The organism is Streptomyces venezuelae (assembly GCF_008642275.1).
GTDB lineage: Bacteria > Actinomycetota > Actinomycetes > Streptomycetales > Streptomycetaceae > Streptomyces > Streptomyces venezuelae_E.
The window spans coordinates 3,378,173-3,401,799 of the sequence record NZ_CP029189.1; the positions used below are offsets into that span (position 1 = coordinate 3,378,173).

General features: G+C 71.5%; 25 protein-coding genes and 1 riboswitch. Of the genes, 12 read left to right on the top strand and 13 right to left on the bottom strand.

Annotated elements, in window-relative coordinates; translation table 11 throughout:
* Positions 1–177: 177 nt before the first annotated feature.
* Positions 178–555, top strand: a complete 378-nt coding sequence (locus DEJ51_RS14675; RefSeq protein ID WP_150257990.1) for a protease inhibitor I9 family protein — start codon at positions 178–180, stop codon at positions 553–555.
* A 13-nt stretch (positions 556–568) separates the two neighbouring features.
* On the opposite strand, the gene DEJ51_RS14680 is transcribed toward DEJ51_RS14675, so the two are convergent.
* On the bottom strand, positions 569–1,309 hold the full coding sequence (locus DEJ51_RS14680; RefSeq protein ID WP_150257991.1) for an SDR family oxidoreductase: 741 nt from the start codon (positions 1,307–1,309) through the stop codon (positions 569–571).
* A 256-nt stretch (positions 1,310–1,565) separates the two neighbouring features.
* Positions 1,566–2,177 carry a phosphoribosylanthranilate isomerase gene (locus tag DEJ51_RS14685; RefSeq protein WP_150257992.1) on the bottom strand — a complete coding sequence of 204 codons (612 nt, stop codon included), beginning with the start codon at positions 2,175–2,177 and terminating at the stop codon, positions 1,566–1,568.
* Between the two features lie 113 nt (positions 2,178–2,290).
* Between DEJ51_RS14685 and DEJ51_RS14690 the strand changes: the two genes are divergently transcribed.
* Positions 2,291–2,668 (top strand): type II toxin-antitoxin system RelE/ParE family toxin, encoded by a 378-nt coding sequence (locus DEJ51_RS14690; protein WP_150257993.1) that lies wholly within the window; start codon positions 2,291–2,293, stop codon positions 2,666–2,668.
* On the top strand, positions 2,665–3,000 hold the full coding sequence (locus DEJ51_RS14695) for a helix-turn-helix domain-containing protein (RefSeq protein ID WP_033223631.1): 336 nt from the start codon (positions 2,665–2,667) through the stop codon (positions 2,998–3,000). The genes DEJ51_RS14690 and DEJ51_RS14695 overlap by 4 nt, the downstream gene beginning before the upstream one ends.
* Before the next feature lie 104 nt (positions 3,001–3,104).
* On the opposite strand, the gene groL is transcribed toward DEJ51_RS14695, so the two are convergent.
* The 4 genes from groL to thrC form a co-directional block, all read right to left on the bottom strand.
* A complete protein-coding gene (groL, locus tag DEJ51_RS14700; protein ID WP_150257994.1) occupies positions 3,105–4,727 on the bottom strand; it encodes a chaperonin GroEL in 1,623 nt (540 codons plus the stop codon).
* Between the two features lie 436 nt (positions 4,728–5,163).
* Positions 5,164–5,370, bottom strand: a complete 207-nt coding sequence (locus tag DEJ51_RS14705; protein ID WP_030009783.1) for a cold-shock protein — start codon at positions 5,368–5,370, stop codon at positions 5,164–5,166.
* 414 nt (positions 5,371–5,784) lie between these two features.
* A complete protein-coding gene (locus tag DEJ51_RS14710; protein WP_030387325.1) occupies positions 5,785–6,063 on the bottom strand; it encodes a MoaD/ThiS family protein in 279 nt (92 codons plus the stop codon).
* Positions 6,064–6,101: 38 nt separating this feature from the next.
* Entirely contained in the window at positions 6,102–7,400 is a 1,299-nt protein-coding gene (gene thrC, locus DEJ51_RS14715; RefSeq protein ID WP_150257995.1) for a threonine synthase, read from the bottom strand.
* Positions 7,394–7,552, bottom strand: a riboswitch (SAM riboswitch). (Overlaps the previous gene by 7 nt.)
* A 184-nt stretch (positions 7,553–7,736) precedes the next feature.
* Between thrC and DEJ51_RS14720 the strand changes: the two genes are divergently transcribed.
* Together DEJ51_RS14720 and DEJ51_RS14725 are read left to right on the top strand one after the other, a co-directional pair.
* On the top strand, positions 7,737–8,687 hold the full coding sequence (locus DEJ51_RS14720; protein ID WP_150261927.1) for a glucosyl-3-phosphoglycerate synthase: 951 nt from the start codon (positions 7,737–7,739) through the stop codon (positions 8,685–8,687).
* A gap of 46 nt (positions 8,688–8,733) precedes the next feature.
* Complete coding sequence (locus DEJ51_RS14725; protein WP_150257996.1) at positions 8,734–10,167, top strand: trehalose-6-phosphate synthase; 1,434 nt, start codon at positions 8,734–8,736, stop codon at positions 10,165–10,167.
* A gap of 194 nt (positions 10,168–10,361) precedes the next feature.
* Here DEJ51_RS14725 and otsB read toward each other — a convergent pair whose 3' ends face one another.
* The 3 genes from otsB to DEJ51_RS14740 are packed head-to-tail and all read right to left on the bottom strand — an operon-like array spanning position 10,362 to position 12,832.
* Complete coding sequence (otsB, locus tag DEJ51_RS14730; RefSeq protein WP_150257997.1) at positions 10,362–11,210, bottom strand: trehalose-phosphatase; 849 nt, start codon at positions 11,208–11,210, stop codon at positions 10,362–10,364.
* Positions 11,211–11,249: 39 nt separating this feature from the next.
* On the bottom strand, positions 11,250–11,486 hold the full coding sequence (locus DEJ51_RS14735; protein ID WP_150257998.1) for a DUF3263 domain-containing protein: 237 nt from the start codon (positions 11,484–11,486) through the stop codon (positions 11,250–11,252).
* Between the two features lie 47 nt (positions 11,487–11,533).
* The gene (locus DEJ51_RS14740) at positions 11,534–12,832 is read right to left on the bottom strand and encodes an extracellular solute-binding protein (protein WP_223835812.1); all 1,299 of its coding nucleotides are present in this window, start codon (positions 12,830–12,832) and stop codon (positions 11,534–11,536) included.
* A gap of 176 nt (positions 12,833–13,008) precedes the next feature.
* Here DEJ51_RS14740 and DEJ51_RS14745 point away from each other — a divergent pair, with 176 nt between their 5' ends.
* The 4 genes from DEJ51_RS14745 to DEJ51_RS14760 all read left to right on the top strand — a co-directional run bounded on the left by DEJ51_RS14745 (position 13,009) and on the right by DEJ51_RS14760 (position 16,509).
* A complete protein-coding gene (locus tag DEJ51_RS14745; RefSeq protein WP_150261929.1) occupies positions 13,009–13,941 on the top strand; it encodes an ROK family protein in 933 nt (310 codons plus the stop codon).
* Positions 13,941–15,092: an N-acetylglucosamine-6-phosphate deacetylase gene (gene nagA / locus DEJ51_RS14750; RefSeq protein WP_150257999.1), complete on the top strand. Its 1,152-nt coding sequence runs from the start codon at positions 13,941–13,943 to the stop codon at positions 15,090–15,092. The genes DEJ51_RS14745 and nagA overlap by 1 nt, the downstream gene beginning before the upstream one ends.
* 111 nt (positions 15,093–15,203) lie before the next feature.
* A complete protein-coding gene (locus DEJ51_RS14755) occupies positions 15,204–16,130 on the top strand; it encodes a 1-phosphofructokinase family hexose kinase (RefSeq protein WP_150258000.1) in 927 nt (308 codons plus the stop codon).
* A 136-nt stretch (positions 16,131–16,266) separates the two neighbouring features.
* Positions 16,267–16,509, top strand: a complete 243-nt coding sequence (locus DEJ51_RS14760; RefSeq protein WP_150258001.1) for a hypothetical protein — start codon at positions 16,267–16,269, stop codon at positions 16,507–16,509.
* Between the two features lie 101 nt (positions 16,510–16,610).
* On the opposite strand, the gene DEJ51_RS14765 is transcribed toward DEJ51_RS14760, so the two are convergent.
* On the bottom strand, positions 16,611–17,633 hold the full coding sequence (locus DEJ51_RS14765; protein ID WP_150258002.1) for a CBM35 domain-containing protein: 1,023 nt from the start codon (positions 17,631–17,633) through the stop codon (positions 16,611–16,613).
* 68 nt (positions 17,634–17,701) lie between these two features.
* Positions 17,702–19,468, bottom strand: a complete 1,767-nt coding sequence (gene cdgB / locus DEJ51_RS14770; protein WP_150258003.1) for a diguanylate cyclase CdgB — start codon at positions 19,466–19,468, stop codon at positions 17,702–17,704.
* 386 nt (positions 19,469–19,854) lie between these two features.
* Between cdgB and DEJ51_RS14775 the strand changes: the two genes are divergently transcribed.
* Complete coding sequence (locus DEJ51_RS14775; RefSeq protein WP_150261930.1) at positions 19,855–20,340, top strand: flavin reductase family protein; 486 nt, start codon at positions 19,855–19,857, stop codon at positions 20,338–20,340.
* Between the two features lie 38 nt (positions 20,341–20,378).
* Here the strand turns inward: DEJ51_RS14775 and arfB are convergent, their stop codons facing one another.
* Positions 20,379–20,804, bottom strand: coding sequence for an alternative ribosome rescue aminoacyl-tRNA hydrolase ArfB (gene arfB / locus DEJ51_RS14780; RefSeq protein ID WP_150258004.1), 426 nt, complete (start codon positions 20,802–20,804; stop codon positions 20,379–20,381).
* A gap of 188 nt (positions 20,805–20,992) precedes the next feature.
* Here arfB and DEJ51_RS14785 point away from each other — a divergent pair, with 188 nt between their 5' ends.
* Together DEJ51_RS14785 and DEJ51_RS14790 are read left to right on the top strand one after the other, a co-directional pair.
* The gene (locus DEJ51_RS14785; protein ID WP_030009238.1) at positions 20,993–21,568 is read left to right on the top strand and encodes a TerD family protein; all 576 of its coding nucleotides are present in this window, start codon (positions 20,993–20,995) and stop codon (positions 21,566–21,568) included.
* A 97-nt stretch (positions 21,569–21,665) separates the two neighbouring features.
* Positions 21,666–22,184, top strand: a complete 519-nt coding sequence (locus DEJ51_RS14790; RefSeq protein WP_150258005.1) for a GNAT family N-acetyltransferase — start codon at positions 21,666–21,668, stop codon at positions 22,182–22,184.
* A 12-nt stretch (positions 22,185–22,196) separates the two neighbouring features.
* Here DEJ51_RS14790 and DEJ51_RS14795 read toward each other — a convergent pair whose 3' ends face one another.
* Positions 22,197–23,609, bottom strand: coding sequence for a M1 family metallopeptidase (locus DEJ51_RS14795; RefSeq protein ID WP_150258006.1), 1,413 nt, complete (start codon positions 23,607–23,609; stop codon positions 22,197–22,199).
* Between the last annotated feature and the right edge of the window lie 18 nt (positions 23,610–23,627).

Here is a 23,627-nt window from a genome sequence, read left to right on the forward strand (position 1 = left end):
CGGTTCGGCCTTGTCCCGCCGGGCCCGTGCCGCGGCCGCCGCCGCCGGCCCGGCCCGACACGATCACCCGTACGGCCCGCCCCCCATCGGGGGGCGCGTGACGGACCGGCTCCGCGTGCACCCGCCTCACCCCGGGACCTCGTTGACCCCCGCCGCGGCCCGTGATGGCCTCGGCCCATGCGCAACCGTCTGAGCCGAGCCCTGCCCGTGGCCGTGACCGTGCTGGCCGCCGTCGTCGCCCTGCCCGCGTGCGCGGCCACCGCCGCCGTGCGGGAACCCGTACCCCACACCGCTCCCGCCGCCGATCACGCCACGTACATCGTCACCGTGCGCCAGGACAGCGACCCCGCCGAGGTGGCGGAGCGCGTCGGCGCCACCCCGCTGCACGTCTACCGCACCGTCCTGCACGGCTTCGCGGCCCGGCTGAGCCCCGGACAGGTCGAGGACCTGCGGGCGATGCCGGACGTGGAATCCGTCGAGGAGGACCGCCCCGCGAGCGGCGACGACACCCCCGGCCACGGCCCGTACTGGGGATGGGGGCCCGCAGGCATGTGAACGGGGCCGTGGCTCAGAGCGCGGAGCCCCCGGTGGCGTCGACCACGCGCCCGGTCACCCAGCGGGCGGCGTCGGAGGCGAGGAAACCGACGACGTCCGCGATGTCCTCGGGGCGGCCGACCCGGCCGAGCGCGGAGAGGGAGGCGGCGTGCGCCTCGGCCTCGGCGTTGCCGCGCAGCCAGCCCGCGTTGACGTCGGTGTCGACGATGCCGGGGGCGACCGAGTTCACGGTGATGCCGCGTGCCCCGAGGGCCTTGGCGAGGTTCAGCGTGAGGGTGTCGAGCGCCCCCTTGGTGGCCCCGTAGGCGAGGATCTCGGGCATCGCGATACGGGCGGCGCCGCTGGAGATGTTGATGATCCGGCCCCCGTCGCGCAGCCGGCCGAGGGCCTCCTGCACCACGAAGAACGGCGCTCGCACGTTCACCGCGAAAACCCGGTCGAAGTCCTCCTCGGTGATCTCGCCGAGCGGAACGGGGAGTCCGATGCCCGCGTTGTTGACGATGACGTCGACCCCGTCCAGCCCCAGCGCGTCGTACGCCGCCCAGAGCGCCGCGGCGGAGCCGGGGCTGCCGAGCTCGGCCCGGAGGGCGAAGGCCCGGCCGCCGTCCTTCGCGATCCGCTCGACCGTCTCGCGGGCGGCCGCCTCGTCGCTCGCGTAGGTGAGCACCACGGTGACGCCGTCGGCGGCGAGCCGCTCGGCGATGGCCCGGCCGATGCCCCGGCTGCCGCCCGTGACCAGTGCTGTCCTGCTCATGAAGTTCCCCCGTGAGATTCCGTAACGATCACTACAGAATTAACTTAACACGGCACCCCCGTCCGTCAAGCCACGAATATTCGCGCCGTGCCGCGGGTATCCGCGCGAGGCGCAATGGAGTCAGCCCCGCTCCCCCGACACCGCAGAGGACCGTCCCATGACCTTCACGAGGATCCGCCGCGCGACCCTGGCCCTGGTCACCCTCCTGGCCGGCCGCCCGGCACCGGCCGCGGCCACCGACTGACGCCAGGAAGCGTCAGCGCGCTCCGGCGGCCTCGACGAAGGCGCGGATCAGCTCCGGCGACTTCACGCCGCGCTCCCGCTCCACCCCGCTGGACACGTCCACGCCCCACGCCCCGGTGGCCGCGAGCGCCGCCCGTACGTTGCCCGGGGTCAGCCCGCCCGCGAGCAGCCACCGGCCCTCGGGCGCGGTGAAGTCCGCCGCGCCCCAGTTCCACGGCTTGCCGGAGCCGGGGTCGGGCGCGTCCAGCAGCAGCAGGTCCTCGCCGTACTCGCCACAGCGCTTCACACGCTCGGCGGTGGCCCGCAGCAGGGTCCGGCCCTCGGCGCGCAGCGCCGCGAAGTCCTCGGGGCCCTCCTCGCCGTGCAGCTGCACCCCGCGCACCCCGCTCTCCTCGGTGAACCGGCGCACCTCCGCCACCGACTGCCCCCGGAACACCCCCACGGTGAGCACGTGCTCCGGCACCCGTGCGGCGAGCTCCCGCGCGGTCGCGGCGTCGACGGTCCGCGGGCTCCCGGGCGCGAAGACGAACCCGACGGCATCGGCCCCGGCGTCCACGGCCACGTCGACGTCATGCGCGGTCCGCAGCCCGCAGATCTTGATGAACACGCCCGCCGCATCAGTCATGCCAGCAGTCAACCATCCGCTCCACGTCAACGACACCAGGCACTTTCACTCAGTGGTGTGCACCTCGCACCGTGCTCGTATTATGTCGCCAACGACATAATACGGTCAGCAACATGGACGACCTGTATGCGATCGAGGTGGAGCCCGAAGTACGCAGCTGGCTGGAAGGTCTGACCGACAAGCAACACCACAAGGTCGAGGAGTACGCAGAACTCCTCGCCGCCTGCGGTACCCGCACTCCCATGCCATTCGCTCGCCCGCTTCGCGACGGGGTGTACGAACTACGCCCCACCCTCGACGGCGTGGCCACGCGGATCACCTATTGGTTCGCGCCTGGGCGCAGAATCGTGCTTCTCACCGTCTTCCGCAAGACGCGACCGCACGAGCAGGGCCAGGTGAGCCGCGCGGTGAGCGCCCGTATCGTGTGCGGGACGGAGCACGGCCCGGCCCACACGACGTACAGCCGCGGCAACGAAGGGAACGCGTCATGAACCACACCCGCTGGAAGCTGACCCGCGAGAGGACGGCCGCGCGAGGGTACGTCGAATCGGCCGAGGTACGGGCCGAGCGGGCCGAGATCCGGCTGGCCATGGCCTTCGCCAAGGCCGTCTACGAGCGGCGCAAGGCGCTGGGGCTGTCCCAGGCCCAGCTGGCCGAGCGGGCCGGACTCACCCAGGCGAAGATCTCCCGGGTGGAAGGCGCCGACGCGGTGCCGACGCTGCCCCTGCTGCGCCGCCTCGCGCACGCTCTGGACGCCGGCCTGACCATCGCCTTGGACGAGGACCACGAAGAGGTCACCTTCACCGCACGCCCCGCCGCCTGAGGCGCCGCGTTCCGGAAACGCCCGAGGGCGGCACCCCCCGTGTCGGGGAGTGCCGCCCTCGTTCGAGAACAGCCGATCTACCGGTGGCCGGAGCCAGGGGTGGATCAGAAGTCCATGTCACCACCCGGCATGCCGCCGCCCGCGGGGGCACCGGCCTTCTCGGGCTTGTCGGCGATGACGGCCTCGGTGGTGAGGAACAGCGCGGCGATCGACGCGGCGTTCTGCAGCGCGGAGCGCGTGACCTTCGCCGGGTCGATGATGCCCTCGGCGATCATGTCGACGTACTCGCCGGACGCGGCGTTCAGGCCGTGACCGATCGGGAGGTTGCGCACCTTCTCGACGACGACGCCGCCCTCAAGACCACCGTTGACGGCGATCTGCTTGAGCGGGGCCTCCAGGGCGAGCTTCACGGCGTTGGCGCCGGTCGCCTCGTCACCCTCAAGCTCCAGCTTCTCGAAGACCGCGGAGGCCTGCAGCAGGGCCACGCCACCACCGGCGACGATGCCCTCCTCGACGGCCGCCTTCGCGTTGCGAACGGCGTCCTCGATGCGGTGCTTGCGCTCCTTGAGCTCGACCTCGGTCGCGGCACCGGCCTTGATGACGGCCACGCCGCCGGCCAGCTTCGCGAGGCGCTCCTGGAGCTTCTCGCGGTCGTAGTCCGAGTCGGAGTTCTCGATCTCGGCGCGGATCTGGTTCACGCGACCGGCGACCTGGTCGCTGTCACCGGCACCGTCGACGATGGTGGTCTCGTCCTTGGTGATGACGACCTTGCGGGCGCGGCCGAGCAGGTCGAGACCGGCGTTCTCCAGCTTGAGGCCGACCTCCTCGGAGATGACCGTGCCGCCCGTGAGGATGGCGATGTCACCGAGCATGGCCTTGCGGCGGTCACCGAAGCCCGGGGCCTTGACGGCGACGGACTTGAAGGTGCCACGGATCTTGTTGACGACGAGGGTGGAGAGCGCCTCGCCCTCGACGTCCTCGGCGATGATCAGCAGCGGCTTGCCGGACTGCATGACCTTCTCCAGGAGCGGCAGCAGGTCCTTGACCGAGCCGATCTTGGAGTTGACGATCAGGATGTACGGGTCGTCGAGGGACGACTCCATGCGCTCCATGTCGGTGGCGAAGTACGCCGAGATGTAGCCCTTGTCGAAGCGCATGCCCTCGGTGAGCTCCAGCTCCAGACCGAAGGTCTGGGACTCCTCGACGGTGATGACGCCTTCCTTGCCGACCTTGTCCATGGCCTCGGCGATGAGCTCGCCGATCTGGGTGTCGGCGGCGGAGATGGAGGCCGTCGAAGCGATCTGCTCCTTGGTCTCGACATCCTTGGCCTGGGCGAGCAGGGCGGCGGAGACGGCCTCGACGGCCTTCTCGATACCACGCTTGAGGGCCATCGGGTTGGCACCCGCGGCCACGTTGCGCAGACCCTCGCGGACGAGCGCCTGGGCGAGAACGGTGGCGGTGGTCGTACCGTCGCCGGCGACGTCGTCCGTCTTCTTGGCGACTTCCTTGACCAGCTCGGCGCCGATCTTCTCGTACGGGTCCTCGAGCTCGATCTCCTTGGCGATGGAGACACCATCGTTGGTGATCGTGGGGGCGCCCCACTTCTTCTCAAGGACGACGTTGCGACCCTTGGGGCCAAGGGTGACCTTGACGGCGTCGGCGAGCTGGTTCATCCCACGCTCGAGGCCGCGGCGGGCCTCCTCGTCGAACGCAATGATCTTGGCCATCTGAAGTGGTCCTCCCGGACAGCGGTGGATTGCTCCCAGGACCGCGCCCGCGCCCGCGACGGACGGCCTGCGTGCCCGGCGGTTCCTTCCCGCCGGACCCTGCGGGCCTCACCGACCCGGTCCTCGTTTCAGTAGCACTCTCACATGGAGAGTGCTAACGCCAATGATTAGCACTCGACCCCCTAGAGTGCAAGCGGCTTCGTAGAAGCCCCGATGAGGGGTGGCGGTCGGGTGACGGGTGGGAGCAAGCGGCTTCGAAGAAGCCCCGATGAGGGGCGGCGGTCGGGTGACGGGTGGGAGCAAGCGGCTTCGAAGAAGCCCCGGCCTCTGCCGGGCGCACGGACGAGGGGCCCCATCCCGTGTCCGGGATGTGGGCCCCTCATGGTGTTCCAGGTCTTCACTGAAGACCGTGCGTCGGTGGTCGATCGCTCCAGGACTAGCCGAGTGCGAGCTTGACCATGTCCGCCTGCGGACCCTTCTGGCCCTGCGAGATCTCGAACTCGACCCGCTGACCCTCTTCGAGGGTGCGGTACCCGTCCATCTGGATGGCGCTGTAGTGGACGAACACATCCGCACCACCGTCGACCGCGATGAAGCCGTAGCCCTTCTCCGCGTTGAACCACTTGACGGTGCCCTGAGCCATGCCTAACTCCCCTATTACTGGCCCTTGCGCAGGAACGCACTTCACGATCCCGGGTCAGAACTTGCGTCGGAACGCGTCGACCGAGGCTGAATGTATCTGCGCGGATGCGGTCTGCAACAGGTCAATCCGATGAGAATTCTGGACACCAGGAAACATTGAAATAGAGTGAAAATTTGCCATACTCCCGGGCAACTCGGGCCCGACATATCTCGCCAATGCCCCATACCGCACTCGCATGTTGGCCCGATGTCGACCCTTGCGCGGCCCGTTCATATGCAGGGGGCAAGAACAGCGGAGGGGACTTCCCCAACCCTACCGTGCCCAATCAAGCAGAATTGCCCCCTCCGCTTTTAGCGGAGGGGGCAATTACGGTTTGCGCGTGTCACCTCGGAGGTGACCAGGGGATCCGCGGAATCAGCAGCCGCCGGCCACGGCCGGGATGATCGAGACGCCGGCGCCGTCGGGCGTCGCCGCCTGCAGCCCGCCCTCGAAGCGCACGTCGTCGTCGTTGACGTAGACGTTCACGAACCGGCGCAGCTTGCCCTGGTCGTCCAGGACGCGCGCGGCGATGCCCGGGTGGCTCTTCTCCAGGGACTCGATGACCTCGGCGAGGGTCGCGCCCTCGGCCGGGACCTCGGCGGCGCCGCCGGTGTAGGTGCGCAGGATGGTGGGGATGCGGACGTTGACGCTCATGGCGCTACTGCCTTTCCGGTAGAGCGGAGGAGAAGTGGTCAGGCCAGGCCGGCGGCGCGGAACGCGTCCAGGCTCGGGCGGATGGTGGCGGTCTGCCCGCTGTCCGCGGCCACCGCCTCCAGGGTCTTGAGACCGTCGCCGGTGTTGAGGACGACGGTGGTCAGCGCCGGGTCGAGCTGCCCGTTCTCGATCAGCTTCTTCGTCACGCCGACGGTCACGCCGCCCGCGGTCTCGGCGAAGATGCCCTCGGTCTGCGCGAGGATCTTGATGGCCTCGACGACCTGCTCGTCCGTGACGTCCTCGACGAAACCGCCGGTGCGGCGGGCGATGTCCAGGACGTACGGGCCGTCCGCCGGGTTGCCGATGGCCAGCGACTTGGCGATGGTGTTCGGCTTCTGCGGGCGGACCACGTCGTGACCGGCCTTGAAGGCGGTCGACACCGGGGAGCAGCCCTCGGCCTGGGCACCGAAGATCTTGTACGGCTTGTCCTCGACGAGACCGAGCCTGATCAGCTCCTGCAGACCCTTGTCGATCTTCGTCAGCTGCGAGCCGGACGCGATCGGGATCACGATCTGGTCGGGCAGCTGCCAGCCGAGCTGCTCGCAGATCTCGTAGGCCAGGGTCTTGGAGCCCTCGCCGTAGTACGGGCGCAGGTTGACGTTGACGAAGCCCCAGCCCTCGCCCAGCGGGTCGCCGATGAGCTCGGAGCAGAAGCGGTTGACGTCGTCGTAGTTGCCCTCGATGCCGACGAGGTCTCCGCCGTACACACCGGCCATGACGACCTTGCCCTGCTCCAGGTCGTGCGGGATGAACACGCAGGAGCGGAAGCCGGCCCGGGCGGCCGCGGCGCCGACGGCGCCGGCCAGGTTGCCGGTCGAGGAGCAGGACAGGGTGGTGAAGCCGAAGGCGCGGGCGGCCTCGACGGCGATCGCCACGACACGGTCCTTGAAGGAGTGCGTCGGGTTGCCGGAGTCGTCCTTGACGTACAGCTTGCCGGTGACGCCCAGCTCCTTGGCCAGGTTGGCCGCGTCGACGAGCTTGGTGAAGCCGGGGTTCAGGCTGGGCTTGGACGCCACGTCCGCGGGGACGGGCAGCAGCGGCGCGTAGCGCCAGATGTTGTTCGGGCCGGCCTCGATGGCGGCGCGCAGGGCCTCGGGGTCACCGGTCGGGAGGTCGTAGGCGACTTCCAGAGGTCCGAAGCACTCGGCGCACGCGAAGATGGGACCGAGCTCGAAGCGGGTACCGCACTCACGACAGGAAAGGCCGGTGGCAGGTCCGAGATCAACAGAGGTGGCGACAGTCTGTGCAGCCATGATGGCGAGGCCCTTTCTCCTCATCTTCCCCATGGCGCATTTCGCCATGAGACGGAATTGGCACCTTCCCTAGCCGGGGACCTCGCTGACGTCGCTGATGTGCGCGATCGCGAGAACCGACTGGAGGGTTGCCGGGGCTTCAACGGGCCGTGTCCCTCTGCCCCTCTGGATGAGCGGTATGGCACCGGCACACGCGCTCTGTGGCGCGCCGGTGCGTTTGTCGCGAGGACCCCCGGCATGCGGTGGTCCTTCGCGTTGTTCAAGACTGTAACCGAAGGCCCGGGCGGTTGAGACAGCCGTCCGAACCGCGAGATGGATCACATAAGGGCGAATATCGCCGACACGCAGGGAGTGCTGAGGGTGCTGGAAGAGGTGGAGCGATGGCTGGCCGACCGCTCCTGGTCCGCCGCCGACCGACCGCTCGACCAGCTGCTCGACCGGAAACGGGCGGCCGGGACCACGGTCAGCGTCGTGCTGCCCGCGCTGGACGAGGAGGCGACGGTCGGCGAGATCGTCGAGGTCATCCGGCGTGAGCTGATCGAAGGACTGCCGGTCCCCCTGGTGGACGAGCTGGTCGTCGTCGACTCGGGCTCCGCCGACCGGACCGCGGAGGTCGCGGCGAAGGCCGGCGCCCGCGTGGTGCACCGCGACGAGATCCTGCCCCGCGTCCCGGCGCTGCCCGGCAAGGGCGAGGTGCTGTGGCGCTCGCTGCTGGCCACCGGCGGGGACATCGTCTGCTTCGTCGACGCCGACCTGCGGGACTTCTCCGGCGCCTTCGTCTCCGGCATCGTCGGCCCGCTGCTGACCGACCCCGAGGTGCAGTTCGTCAAGGCGATGTACGACCGCCCGCTGGGCGGCGCCCCCGGCCAGGGCGGCCGGGTCACCGAGCTGGTCGCCCGCCCGCTCCTCAACCTCCACTGGCCGCAGCTGGCCGGCTTCGTCCAGCCGCTGGGCGGCGAGTACGCCGTGCGCCGCTCCCTGCTGGAACGGCTGCCGTTCCCCGTCGGGTACGGCGTCGAGCTGGGCCTGCTGGTCGACGCGCTGCACACGGTCGGGCTGGACGCGCTGGCCCAGGTGGACGTGGGGGTACGGGTCCACCGCCACCAGGACGGGCAGGCGCTCGGCCGGATGGCCGCGGCAATCTACCGCACCGCCCAGGTACGGCTCTCGCGCGGGCACCTCGTACGGCCCGAGCTCACGCAGTTCGAGCGCGGACCGGAGGGCTTCGTACCGCGGACGTACCCGGTGGACACCGAGGAGCGGCCGCCGATGGCGGGCATCAAGGAGTACGCCCTGCGGCGCGTGGCGTGAGGGAACGTACGGTTTGAGCGGGGGCGGGCCGGGCTAGGTTGGCCGCATGGCTTCCCAGGTACTCGTAGCAGCGAACCGCGGCCCCCTCACCTACGCCCTGGCCGAGGACGGGACGCTCAGCGCCCGGCGCGGCGGGGGCGGCCTCGTCTCCGGACTCTCCGCGGCCCTCGCGGAACAGCCGGAGGCCCTGTGGATCTGCGCGGCCCTCTCGGACGCGGACCGGGAGGCGGTCCGCCGGGGCGTGGCCGAGCCGGGCGTCCGGATGCTGGACATCGATCCCGCGATGTACGACGACGCGTACAACGGCATCGCCAACTCCGTGCTCTGGTTCACACACCACCACCTGTACGACATCCCGCGCGAGCCGGTCTTCGACGCGGAGTTCCGCGAGCGGTGGGAGTCCTACGAGCGGTACAACCAGGCCTTCGCCGACGCCCTCGCCGAGGAGGCCGCGCAGGGCGCGCAGGTGCTGGTGCAGGACTACCACCTGGCGCTGGTGCCCGGACTGCTGCGGGTGCTCCGTCCCGACCTGCGGATCGCGCACTTCACGCACACCCCGTGGGCCGCGCCGGGCTATCTCTCCATGCTGCCGGACGTGGTCCGCGAAACCCTGCTGTGGGGCATGCTCGGCGCGGACGTGCTCGGCTTCCACACCGAGGCGTGGGCGGCGGAGTTCCTGGGGTCGGCGCGGCTCGACGGCGCGTACGGGCGGTCCGAGGTGCGCGAGGGCTCGGTGGTGGAGCACCAGCGCTACTCGGTGTGGCCCACCCGCACCACGCGGGTGCGGGCGTACCCGCTGGGCGTGGACGGTGACGAACTGCGGGCGCTGGCGCACCGGCCGGAGGTGAACGCCAAACTGGCGGAGCTGCGGGCGGAGGTCGACGGCCTGCGGACGATCGTCCGCGTGGACCGCACCGAGCTGTCGAAGAACATCCTGCGCGGCCTGCTGGCCTACCGGGAGCTCCTGACCGCGCGCCCGCAGTGGCGGGGCCGGGTGGTCCACCTGGCGTCGGCGTACCCGTCGCGGCAGGACCTGAAGGTGTACCGGGACTACACGCAGTCGGTGCGGGACCTGGCGGCGCAGATCAACACGGAGTTCGGCACGGAGGACTGGCAGCCGGTGCTGGTGTCGGTGAAGGACGACTTCACCCGCTCGCTGGCGGCGTACCGGCTGGCGGACGTGGCCCTGGTGAACCCGGTGCGGGACGGGATGAACCTGGTGGCGAAGGAGATCCCGGTGGTGTCGGAGGAGGGCTGCGCGCTGGTGCTTTCCACCGGGGCGGGGGCGTACGAGGAGCTCCGCCAGGACGCGCTGACGGTGAACCCGTACGACGTGACGGCGACGGCGGAGGCGTTGCACGCTGCGCTGGCCATGCCGGTGGGTGAGCGGGCGGAGCGCACCAAACGCCTCGCGGCGGCTGCGACGTCCCTCCCCCCGGCAGCCTGGTTCGAGGCCCAGCTCGCAGCCCTGGCCGACTGACCATCCTGCGGCGCCGCTGCCGGGGCTCCGCCCCGGACCCCGCTCCTCAAACGCCGGAGGGGCTGGAATACCGGGCTCCGCCCGGACCTGGTCCTCAAACGCCGGACGGCTGGAAAATCCAGCCCCGCCGGCGTTTGAGGCGCGGGGGTTCGGGGGCGGAGCCCCCGCAGCGGCGGCGCGCCCGCAGGCGGCGGTCAGTCCCGGACGGCCGCGGCCAGCTGGGCCAGGAAGGCGGCGACCGAGGAAGGGCCCGGCAGGACCAGGTCGGCCCGCGCGGCGAGCTCGGGGACCTCCGCGGAGCCACTGCACACCAGCAGCCCCGGCAGGCCGTCCGTACGGCCCTTCTCCACCGCCGCGAAGGCCGCCAGGTCGCCCAGGTCGTCGCCCGCGTACAGCACGGCCTCCGCGTCCCGCTCCGCCAGGAACTCGGTCAGGGCGACGCCCTTGTCCATGCCGGGCGGCCGGAGCTCCAGCACCGCCCGCCCCGGCTCGACCATCAGCCCGTGCCGAGCCGCCAGCTCCGCCAGCGGCTCCCGCAGCGCCGCGAAGGCCGCCTCGGGGTCCTCCGCCCGCCGGGTGTGCACGGCCAGCGCGCGGCCCTTCTCCTCGATCCAGGTGCCGCGCCAGGCCCCGATGGAGTCCAGGAACCCCGGCAGCTCGGCCCGGACCGCCGCGACCCCGGGGTGCTCGGCGGGCGCGTGGACGATGCCGCTGACGGCGTCCCACCGCTCGGCTCCGTAGTGGCCGAGGACGACCAGGTGCTGCAGGCCGGGGACTCCGGCGAAGCCTCCGTAGCGGACGGCGACGCCCGCCGGCCGTCCGGTGATCACCGCCACCGAGTCGACCTCGGGGGCGAGTGCGGAAAGGGCCGGGACGGCTCCGGGGTGGGCTCGGGCCTGGTCCGGGTCCGGGACGATGTCGGCGAGGGTGCCGTCGAAGTCCAGGGCGACCACGGACCGGCGAGGTGTGCGGAGGAGGGCTTCGAGTCCCTCGCGTCCGGCAGCGGTGACGGGCATCGGCAGGTCGTGCGGATGGCTCCCCATACGCACGACCCTAACGGCCCAGCCGTGGGACGGCTACGGCTATCGCCGGGCTCTCCGGTCCTCGCGGATCCTTCGCAGCCGGTTCACCGTGCCCGGGGCGTGGGCCAGCGCCCGCGGGTCGTCCATCAGCGCGTTGAGCAACTGGTAGTAGCGGACGGGGGTCATTCCCAGTCCTTCCCGGATGGCCCGTTCCTTGGCTCCGGGCCCGGGCCAGGTGCGTCCCTCGTACGCGAGCACCGCGGCCTCCGTGGCCGTCAGCTGCCCCTCGTCCGTCATACCGACACATTAACGCCGTGGTCTGACACCCGGCGCGCCGCCACCGGTCAGCGCGGGTCGGACGCCCGGGCGGCGGTGGCGATCTGCTCCAGCACCTTCGCGGGCTGTCCGCCCGGCTGGACGGTCTTGCCGATGTTCTGCTTGATGTCCTCGCTGACGCCCGCCCAGGACTTCTTGCCGACCGGGTACAGCCGGGAGCTGGGCAGCGCCGTCAGGAAGGGCTTCAGCTGCGGGGCCGAGCCGCCCGTGGCGGCCTGCTTGGCCTGGTAGCCGCTGGTGGTGGCGGGCAGCAGGTCGTACTTCTCGGTGAAGGCCGTCACGTTCTTCGGCTGGTACAGGAAGTCCAGGAACTTGCCGGACTGCTGGCGGTGGCCGTTCTTGAAGGCCATGACCCAGTCCGCGACGCCCATCGCGGGCTGGTCGCTGCCGTCGGCCGTGGGCAGCGGCACCATGCCGAACTTGATGCCCTTGGCCGCGGCCTGCTTGAGCAGCGTCGGGTGCCCGTTGAGCATGCCGACCTCGCCCTTGGTGAAGCCGTCGAAGGCGGCCTGGCGGTCCAGCTTGCCGGGCTCCACGGGGCCGGTCAGGCCCTGGCCGACCATCTTGTCCCGCAGGAACTCCAGCGCCTTGACGTTGGGGGCGGAGTCGATCGAGTACGACTCCTCGTTGTCGGTGTAGCCGCCGCCGCTCGCGAGCATCCACATCATCGTCTCGGCCTGTGCCTCCTCGCGGCCCAGCGGCAGCGCGAAGGGGGTGGGGACGTTCGCGGCCTTGAGCTTCTTGGCGGCGGCTTCCAGGTCCGCCCAGGTCTTCGGCTGCCAGCCCTTGGCGTCCTTGCCGATCACACCGGCGTCGGCCAGCAGCTTCTCGTTGTAGAAGAGCAGCCGGGTGCTGGAGACGAAGGGCAGGCCGTACTGGACCTGCTTGACCTTGCCCGCGTCCGCGAGCGGCCCGAGGAAGTCGGCCTCGGTCTTCACGGAGAGCAGCTCTTCCGCCGAGTACAGCTTGCCGGCGGCCGCGTAGTCGGAGTAGGCGCCGATCTGGGCTATGTCGGGGGCCTTGCCGGCCTTGACCATCTCGGCGACCTTGGCGTCGACCTCGGACCAGGAGTAGACGCTGACCTCGACCTTCGTGCCGGGGTTGGCCTTCTCGAAGCCGGTGGCGAGGTCCTTCCAGTACGCCTCGGAGGAGTTCTGCGGATTGTCCCCGTAGTCGGCCGCCACGACCCGCAGGGTCACCTCGTTGTCTCCGGTGAGCCCACCGACGGCTCCGCAGCCCGTCAGCGTCACGGCAGTCAGGCACAGCGCGGCGCCGGACGCGGCCAGGCTCAGGTAACGGCCCTTCACAGTTCTCCATCCACCCCTTCTTGTACGTACGATCCACGTAAGGTCTACACCACTTTGGCGGCTCGTCCACATCGGGACCCCGGCCGGTGTCCCGTATTTGTATGGCCGCTCAACAATCTCCCTCATTGGACTAGACCTTTCCCCGCCGAGCACGCGAGACTGTCTCTGTGAAACCCGTGAAACACGTCATCGCCCTCGATGTGGGCGGCACCGGGATGAAGGCCGCCCTCGTCGCCGACGACGGCACCCTGCTGCACGAAGCGCGCCGGGCCACCGGCCGCGAGCGGGGCCCCGAAGCCGTCGTCGAGACGATCCAGGACTTCGCCGCCGAGCTGCTCGACACCGGCCGGGAACGCTTCGGACGGCCCGCATCGGCCGCCGGCGTCGCCGTCCCGGGCATCGTCGACGCCGAGAACGGGATCGCCGTCTACGCGGCGAACCTGGGCTGGCGCGACGTACCGATGCGCGCCCTGCTCGGCAGCCGCCTCGGCGGCATCCCGGTGGCCCTCGGCCACGACGTGCGCACGGGCGGACTCGCCGAGGGCCGCATCGGCGCCGGCCGGGGCGCCGACCGCTTCCTCTTCGTCCCGCTCGGCACCGGCATCGCCGGAGCCATCGGCATCGCCGGCCGCATCGAGGCCGGCGCCCACGGCTACGCGGGCGAGATCGGGCACATCGTGGTCCGCCCGGGCGGCCCCGCCTGCGGCTGCGGCCAGCACGGCTGCCTGGAGACCCTCGCCTCCGCCGCGGCCGTCAGCCGCGCCTGGGCCGCCGCCTCCGGCGACCCGGAGGCCGACGCCGCGGACTGCGCCAAGGCCGTGGCGTCCGGGGACGAGCGCGCCCGGGAGGTCTGGCTGACCGCCGTCGGCGCCCTCGCCGACGGGCTGGTCACCGCCATCACCCTGCTGGACCCGCGCACGCTGATCATCGGCGGCGGGCTGGCGGAGGCCGGGGAGACCTTGTTCACACCACTACGGACGGCCGTGGAGGAGCGCGTGACGTTCCAGCGGCTCCCCCACATCGTGCCGGCGGCCCTCGGGGACACCGCCGGATGCCTGGGCGCAGGGCTGCTCGCCTGGGACCTACTCGCCACGGAGGTACCTGCCTGATGTCCGGAAGCGCGCACAGCACTGTTCTTTCGGGCGCCAGGGTGGTGCTGCCCACCGGAACGGTGGCGAACGGCAGGGTCATCGTCGACGGCGACCGCATCGCCGGCAGCGCCCACGAGGGAGCCCGGACCGTCGACCTCACCGGGCACTGGATCGTCCCCGGCTTCGTCGACATGCACAACCACGGCGGCGGCGGCGCCTCCTTCACCTCCGGCACCGCGGAGGACGTCCTCCAGGGCGTCCGCACCCACCGCGAGCACGGCACCACCACCCTCGTCGCCTCCACCGTCACCGGGGACCTCGACGAACTGGCCCGCCGCGCCGCCCTGCTCGCCGAGCTCACCCAGCAGGGCGAGATCGCCGGCGTCCACTTCGAGGGGCCGTTCATCAACCCCTGCCGCAAGGGCGCCCACAAGGAGGACCTGCTCCGCGACCCCGACCCGGCCGAGGTCCGCAAGCTGATCGACGCCGCGCACGGCGCCGCCCGCATGTTCACCCTCGCCACCGAACTGCCCGGCGGCCTGGACTCCGTACGGCTGCTCGCCGAACACGGGGTCATCGCGGCGATCGGCCACACGGACGCCACGTACGAGCAGACGCGCGCCGCCATCGACGCGGGCGCGACCGTCGCCACCCACCTCTTCAACGCGATGCCGCCCCTCGCCCACCGCGAACCGGGCCCGATCGCCGCGCTGCTGGAGGACGAACGGATCACCGTCGAGCTCATCAACGACGGGACCCACCTGCACCCGGCGGCCCTGGAACTGGCCTTCCACCACGCGGGCGCGCACCGCGTCGCGCTCATCACCGACGCGATGGACGCGGCCGGCTTCGGTGACGGGACCTACCACCTCGGCCCGCTGGAGGTCGAGGTCAGGCACGGAGTGGCACGGCTCGTGGAGGGCGGCTCCATCGCCGGCTCCACCCTGACCCTGGACACCGCCTTCAAGCGCTCGGTGACCCTCGACAAGCTGCCGGTGGAGTCCGTGGTCCAGGCGATCTCGGCCAACCCGGCCAAGCTGATCGGCCTCTACGACGAGATCGGCTCGCTGGAGCCCGGCAAGTACGCGGACCTCGTCGTGCTGGACGCCGCCTTCGACGTCAAGGGAGTCATGCGGCGCGGCGAATGGATCGTCAGCCCGGCCGCCTGACCGGCGATCTGACGGCCAGGCGGCCGCGGACAGGAAATCGGTCGGCCCCGGGACTGGGCCGACCGCCCTGTGTTTGGCATGATCCCGGCAGCATCAGACCCGGGAGTGCCCATGATCCTTACCGTGACGCTCAACACCGCGCTCGACGTCACGTACCAAGTGCCGAGGCTCCTCCCGCACGCCTCGCACCGGGTCTCCGCCGTCACCGAACGTGCCGGCGGCAAGGGGATCAACGTCGCGCACGTCCTGGCCGCCCTCGGCCACGAGGTGACCGCGACGGGCTTCGCCGGCGGGCCCGTCGGCTCGGTCGTGCGGGGGCTGCTCGCGCGGTCCCCGGGGATCGTCGACGCCCTGGTGCCCTGCGCGGGCAACACCCGCCGCACGGTCGCCGTGGCCGCCGCGGCCTCCGGCGACACCACCCAGTTCAACGAACCGGGCCCGCTGATCACGGCGGCCGAGTGGTCGCGGTTCCTGGCGCGCTACGAGGACCTCGTGCGCGGCGCCCGCGCCGTCGCCCTGTGCGGCAGCCTCCCGCCCGGCGTGCCGGTGGGCGCGTACGCGCTGCTCGTACGGTCGGCCCGCGCGGCCGGGGTGCCCGTCCTGCTGGACACCAGCGGCGAGGCCCTGCGCCGCGGGGTCGCCGCCCGCCCGGAGATCATCAAGCCGAACGCCGCCGAACTGGCCGAGCTCACCGGATCCCGGGACCCGCTCCCCGCCACCCGGGACGCCCGCCGCCGGGGCGCCCACGCGGTGGTCACCTCGCTCGGCCCGGACGGCCTGCTGGCCGCCACCGCCGACGGCTGCTGGCAGGCGGCCCCGCCGCGCCGGCTCTCCGGCAACCCGACCGGAGCCGGCGACTCGGCGGTCGCCGGGCTGCTGTCCGCGCTGGCGGAGGGCCTGGGCTGGCCGGAACGCCTCACCCGCGCGGTCGCCCTCTCGGCGGCCACGGTCCTCGCCCCGGTGGCGGGGCAGTTCGACCCCGGCGTCTACGAGGAGTTGCGGGGCGCGGTCTCCGCAAGCGTCGCGAGCGGAAGTTGAATGCGCACGAAATGAGGGTCCGTCACCGTGCGGCCCCCAGCAGGACGCCTATCCGCTCGGTGACAACCAGGGCGTCTCCGGAGCCGGCGTCGTCTTCCTGTACTACAACAGCTCCAACGGCACGAACTGCGCGATCGTGCGACGCGACCCCCGGTTCAAGGTCACCGACGGCATGGGCGTCTCGCTGAAGGACTCCGCCGGCAACAGCGTCGCCGACGGGCAGCGCTCCTACACCCAGTTCGCGGGCCCCGTCTACCTCAAGGCGCCGGGCCGGTGCGTCCAGGTCTGGGGCATGGTCACGGGCGTCTGGCTCACCGAGAACTCCAGCCACCTGGAGAAGGAGCACGACGGTGGCAGCGGCTGGGTCGACTGCGGCTAGAAGTCCGGTGAACGCACGAGTCCGGCTCCCCAGCGCATGCGGGGGAGCCGGACTCGTTCAGGGCGCCGGTGGAGCGACGGACCGGGCGGAACCCCTGGGGATCAGAAGTTCTCCAGCCACAGCTGGTCGATGTTGACGTTGCAGCTGTTGCCGGTCTCGCACGACAGCTTGATCGTGTTGGTGCCCTTCTCCAGGTTCACCTGACCCCAGGTCGTCTGCCAGCCCTTCTCCCAGTCGCCCTTGGGCGACTTCGCGAAGTTGCGCATGCTGATCGGCGACTCGTTGGCCTTGCCGTTGACGGTCAGCGTGCCGTTGGCGTCCTCACCCGGGATGCCGAACCGCACGTAGAACTTGTACTTGCCGGCCTTCGGAACGTCCAGGGTCCAGGTCACGGCCGCGCCGACCTGGTTGAACCGGCCGACGTACTGGCCGCCCGAGCTCTTCGCCCCCGGCACCGCGGTCTCCAGCCCCGCACCGCCCGTGATGGACATGCCCGCACCGGCCGCCTCGCCCTTCGGCAGCGGAGTCTCGGCGGGCTTCGGGCTGCTCGGGGCCGGGCTGGCCGGGTTCTGGGGGGCCGCCGACTGCTGGCCCGCGTTCGCGGTCGGCTCCTCCTTGCCCTTGTCCTCGTCGCCGAACTGCAGGGCCGCGACGATGCCCACCACGACCACGGCGACCACCGCGACGGCCGCGATCAGCAGACCGCGCCGGCTGGACCCGCCCGCACCGCCGCGACCGCCTCCGTGACCACCGCCATGACCGCCCGGCTGCCCGATCGTCTGCGTCTGCTGCGCCGGAACCCCGTAGCCGCCCGCCTGGAGCGCTTCCGGGGCCTGGTACTGGGCCTGGTAGCCCTGCGCGGGGCCCGGCTGGTGCGGGACGGGACCGCGCTGGCCGCCGCTCCTGCGGTCGCCGACGGTACGCACCTGGTGGTGCGAGGTACGGGGGACGCCGGGCTGAGGACCGGGGTGACCGCCGCCCGCCGAGCCGGGGTAGCCGTATCCGCCCTGCCCGGGCGGGGTGGCCCCGGCGGCCTGGCCGTCCTCGTAGAGGTAGCCGAACGGATCGTCGTCCTCGGGCTTGTTCGCCCCACCGTGCGGGCCGTTGTTCGCGGGCGTCGTCATCGCAGGTCACTCCTTTCGACCCCCGGGAGCCTACCCCGAACACGTGCACCCACGAGCGGCAGACCGCCTCATCCCGCCCGGCGATGGGCCTTCGAGCGGGACCTCTTCTCGATGTACATCCGCTGGTCGGCGGAGCGCAGCACCTCGTCGGCGGACATCCCGCAGCTGGCCCAGCCGATACCGAAACTGGCCCCCACCCGCACCGCACGGCCGTCCACCCGGATCGGCGGGATGATCGCGTTGCGCAGCCGGACGGCGAGGTCGGCGGCGTCGGCGGCGCCCAGGCCGTCGGCGAGGACGACGAATTCATCACCACCCAGCCGGGCGACGGTGTCACCGTCCCTGACGCCGGTCGTCAGCCGCCGGGCCACCTCGATCAGGACCGCGTCGCCCGTGTGGTGCCCGAAGCGGTCGTTGATCGACTTGAAGCCGTCCAGGTCACAGAAGAGGACGGCCAGCCCCTTCGTCCCGTCGTCGATGTCGGCTGCGGGCGCCACCGTGTGCACGTGGTGGTCGTAGGGACCGTCCGACGGGGCGGGCGGCGCCCCGGGGAACTCGAAGGGGTCGGACCCGGAGTACGGGTCGGACCCGTCTGCGTGAAAGCCGTGCTCACCCGCACCACCCGCCTCCGCCCCCACCGGGTGCCCGTCGTGCCCCGCGTGCGCGGCGTGCCCCCCGTGTGCCGCGTGCCCGTCGTATCCGTCGCGCCCCTCGAAGGCCGCGTCCAGCGCCTCGATCGCGGTGGCCCGTACGGACTGCGGCCTGCGGCACAGCCGGGCGCCGAGCCGGGCCCGCAGCTCGGCGCTGTTGGGCAGGCCGGTCAGCGAGTCGTGGCTGGCACGGTGGGCTAGCTGCAGCTCGTGCCGCTTGCGCTCCTCGATGTCCTCCACGTGCGTGAGCAGGAACCGGGGTCCGTCGGCGGCGTCGGCGACCACCGAGTTGCGCAGCGAGACCCATACGTACGTGCCGTCGCGCCGGCCCAGGCGCAGCTCGGCGCGGCCGCCCTCGGCGGAGGTGCGCAGCAGGGTGCCGATGTCCTCGGGGTGGACCAGGTCGGAGAAGGAGTAGCGGCGCAGCACGGAGGCGGGCCGGCCGAGCAGCCGGCACAGCGCGTCGTTGGTCCGCAGCAGCCGGCCGTGCTGGTCGCCGCCCATCTCGGCGATGGCCATGCCGCTGGGCGCGTACTCGAAGGCCTGGCGGAACGACTCTTCACTGGCCCGCAGCGCCTGCTGTTCGCGCTCCAGCCGGACGAGGGCGCGCTGCATGTTGGCCCGGAGCCTGGCATTGCTGATCGCAATCGCCGCCTGGAAGGCGTACATCTGGAGCGCTTCGCGGCCCCAGGCGCCGGGCCGGCGGCCGTTGCGCGGTCTGTCCACCGAAATGACACCCAGAAGTTCCCCGCCGGACGCGTACATGGGTGCATAGAGCCGGTCCTCGGGGTGCCACTCGTCCTCGAAGCGCGGATCGGGGCCGTCGGTGTGCCACTGCGGGACGTCGTCCTCCAGGAGGACCCAGCCCTCGGTGTGCGGGATGAACCTCAGCCCGTCCCAGTTCTCACCCATCGTCAGGCGGCGCTCCCAGGAGGCGCGGGAGCCGACACGGCCGGTGATGAGGGCCTCTGCGGCGGGGTCGCCGGCGAAGGCCGCGACGACGAGATCACCGTCCGGGCGAACGAGGTTGACGCAGGCGAGTTCGTAGCCGAGCCCCACGACGATGCCGTCCACGACGGTCTGCAGAGTGTCCGCCAGGCTCCGGGCCGTATTGAGCTCGGCCACCACCCGGTGCAGCTGCCGCAGGGTCGCAAGACGGACGTACGGCTCCGACTCGGTCTCCATTGCTCGCTCTCCCCGAGACCTCGACAGCAACTCCAGGTTTGTCATCGGCGTTTCGTTGCGGTGTCCCGTCCACTGAATCACAGTGAGCTGTGCGGCAGGTACACAGGGTCAACAAATCTTGCCCTCTGTGACTCAAGTCACATCAGGTGAATATCGGTACGCAGTGGGCTCGTGCACGGCTGGGAGCGCTCCCTCCCATTCCCGAGAGCAAACGATACGCCCGGGCCTAGGCCAAGGGGCGGGGACGCGACTCGGACCTGGGCCCGATGTGCGGCGCGAAAGGGCGAGACTAGCGTTTCAGCGTGCTGAAGACGACCCCCGTACCCGCCCCGCCCCACGGCACCCCCCATGCTGAGGGAGTGAGCAATGACGAGTTCCGGGCCGCGATGTCCCGGCTGGCGGCGGGCGTGTGCCTGATCACCGCGCACGAGCCGCCGCTTTCGGCGGACGGCCCGCGCGGCGAGGACGTCGGCATGACGGCGACCGCCTTCATGTCCGTGTCCCTGGATCCGCCGCTGGTGCTGGTGAGCCTGCGCGAGGGCTCCCGGATGGACGACCTGCTGGCGGAACAGCCCCTGTGGGCGGTGTCGGTCCTCGCCGACCACCAGCTCCAGGTGGCGGGCCGCTTCTCGATGAAGGGCCGCATCAGCGACCGGCTGCTCTTCGCCGACCTGCCGTACGTACGCGGCGGGGCCTCCGGCGCACCCCTGCTGAGCGGCGCCCTGGCCACCCTGGAATGCCGCACGGAGAACCGCGTCGAGGCGGGCGACCACACCCTGGTCGTCGGCCGCGTCCTGACGGCCGCCCTGCCCTCCCCGGACGGGCAGCCGCTGACGTACTTCCGCGGGCGCTACCGGCACCTGGAGTCCTAGAGCGTGTCCGGAGGGGCGGGAGGGGCGGGAGAGTCCTCCTACCAGTCCCGGCCCGTGCGGCCGCGCTTGGTCTCGGCCCGCGCCTTCTTCTCCCGCAGCCGCCGCTCGTTGATCCCGCGCGGGATCTTCGTCGCCCGGCGCTGCTTCGGCGGCGGCGCCGTCGCCTCCGCCAGCAGCGAGGCCAGCCGGACCAGCGCCATCTCCCGGTTGCGCAGCTGCGAGCGGTGCTCGGAGGCCCGTACCGTCACCACCCCGTCCACCAGCTTCGGCGCGAGCCGCTCCAGCGCCCGCTCCTTCCACACCTCGGGCAGCGCCTTGGTCGCCGCCAGGTCGAACAGCAGCTCCGCGCGCGAGTCCGAGGTGTTCACGTGCTGTCCGCCCGGCCCCGAGGACCGCGAGAACCGCCAGGCGAGCTCTCCCTCGGGGAGCACGACCGAACCGCGGATGACATAAGGACCAGGCATGCCCCTATGATCCGCCCCCGGCCCGGCCACCGTCACCCGTATTTACGGCCCCGCCCGTCCGCCTCCCGGAGATCCGCCGTCACTGACAATTCACGACGGGAACCCGACCGGCCTCTCGTCGCGTTATAGGGGGCAGCGGTAGTTTGACCGCCTGTACGTGCATGTTGGATGAGGAAAGGGACATTCCCATGGCTGTCAGCCTGTCCAAGGGCGGCAACGTCTCGCTCTCGAAGGAGGCCCCGGGCCTCGCTGCCGTCACGGTCGGCCTCGGCTGGGACGTCCGTACGACGACCGGCGTCGACTTCGACCTCGACGCCTCGGCCATCGCGGTCAACCCGACGGGCAAGGTCGTCTCCGACGGCCACTTCGTCTTCTTCAACAACAAGTCCACCCCGGACCAGACCATCGTCCACACCGGTGACAACCGCACCGGCGAGGGCGCGGGCGACGACGAGGCCATCAACGTCAACCTCGCCGGCCTCCCGGCCGACGTGGACAAGATCGTCTTCCCGGTCTCCATCTACGACGCCGAGGCCCGCAGCCAGAACTTCGGCCAGGTCCGCAACGCGTACATCCGCGTCGTGAACCAGGCCGGCGGCGCCGAGATCGCCCGCTACGACCTCTCCGAGGACGCGGCGACCGAGACCGCCATGGTCTTCGGCGAGCTCTACCGCAACGGCGCCGAGTGGAAGTTCCGCGCGGTCGGCCAGGGTTACGCCTCCGGCCTCACCGGCATCGCGCAGGACTTCGGCGTCAACGTCTAAGACCGCCAGGACCGCGAGGCCCGGCACCGCCGGACACCAGCGCAGGCGAAGCCCCCTCCCGGCCGTCCGGGGAGGGGGCTTCGCTACCGTTCGACAGGTGATCCTGCAACCGCTCGTCCCGCTCGACGGCGCGCTCCCCGGCCCGGTGCTCACCGAGATCGCCACCCTCTACTCGACGAACCACGCGTTCTTCGAACTCAGCGGGGACTTCCCCGACCCGGACCGCATCACGGTCGAACAGGTCGCCGCCGCGCTCGCCGGTGAACTCGCCCACGACAGCGCCGAGGTGCTCCTCGCCCGGTCCGCCGGCCGCCTCGTCGGACTCGCCGCCACCCTCGCGCAGGCGCCCGCCGCCGACGACCCGGACCCGTGGATCGGCCTGCTGCTCATCGACGCCACCGCACACCGCGAGGGATACGGCCGCACCGTGGCCGCCCTCGTCGAGGACCGCTTCCGGGCCGCCGGACGCACGGGCGTACGCATCGCGGTACTGGACGACAACCCCGGGGCCCTCGCCTTCTGGCAGTCCCAGGGGTACGTCCCGCTGCGCAAGGCCCGGGACCGCGAGCGGGGCCGCGCCTGCACCGTGCTCCGCAAGCCCCTCGAAGCCCCGTAGCGGACCGGGGCGTTACTCGGGCCGGCCCTTCCCGTACAGCCACACGTCCCAGACCTTCTTCAGGTCGCGCCCCGTCTTCTCCTCGGCGTAGGCGGTGAAGTCGGCCGTGCTCGCGTTCCCGTGCCGGTGGTCGGCAGCCCAGCCGCGCACCAGGGCGAAGAACTTCTCGTCGCCGACCTCCTGCCGGATCCGGTGCAGGACCATCGCGCCGCGGTAGTACACCGGATCCCCGGAGATGTCCTGGGGCCCGGGCGGGGCGGCCGGCGGGAACGCGTCCCAGTCGTTGCCGGCGTCCACGTCGACGTCCGTGTCACCGGTCCGGAAGGCCTCGAAGTGCTCCTGCGCCGTGGGCCCGCCGTGGTCCTCGGCCCACAGCCACTCGGCGTAGGTCGCGAAACCCTCGTTGAGCCACATGTCCTTCCAGGACTTCGGCGACACCGAGTCGCCGAACCACTGGTGCGCGAGCTCGTGCACGACGAGCTCCTCGCTCGTGGGCGCGCCGGGGTAGACGGGCCGCCCCTGGGTCTCCAGGGCATAGCCGAGGGTCCCGGCGGGCGCCACGATCGCACCCGCCGTGGCGAAGGGGTACGGACCGAACCGGCCGGTGCTCCAGTCGACCATCTCCGGCAGCCGCGCGAGCGGACCGCTGTTCGCGGCCTCCTCCCCGGGCGCCACGGCACTGTAGAGGCCGATCCCCGAGGGCGTCCGCCCGGTGGACACCTTGTACGGCCCGATCGCGACGGTCGCCAGATAGCTCGCCATCGGCTCCGGACTGTGCCACGCGAAGGCCGTCCGCCCGTCCGCCTCCTCGGTGCGGGAGCGCAACTCGCCGTTCGACACCGCCTCGTAGCCGCGCGGAACGGTGACGGTGATGTCGTACGCGGCCTTGTCGCTCGGGTGGTGGTTGCCGGGGAACCACGTCATCGAACCGACCGGCTCGCCGACGGCGACCGCGCCGTCCTCGGTGGTGATCCATCCCTCCGCGGAGCCGTCCGGATCCGCGAGGGGCTTCGGCTTCCCGCTGTAGTCGACCTCCGTACGGAAGACCTCGCCCTTCTCCAGGTCCTCGGCGGGGCGCACGGTCAGCTCGTTTCCGGTCCGGTTGTACCGGGCCCCCTCGCCCTGGACGGTCACGCCCTCGACGTCCATGCCGCTGAAGTCCAGGTTGAAGGAGCTGAGCGCCTGCCCGGCGCGGGCGGTGATCACGGCCGTGCCGTGCAGTTTCCCGTCGGCGGGGTCGTAGTCCAGGTCCAGCGCGTAGTGGTCGACCTGGTAGCCGCCGTTCCCGGCCCGGGGGAAGTACGGATCACGCAGCCCCGACGCACCGGGCCGCCCCTGCACCGTGTCGCCCGTACACCCCGTGGTGAGGGCGAGCAGGGCGGCGACGGCAGGGGCGGCGAGGCGGGAGAGAGCACGGGGTTCCACACACCCGATCCTAGGCGG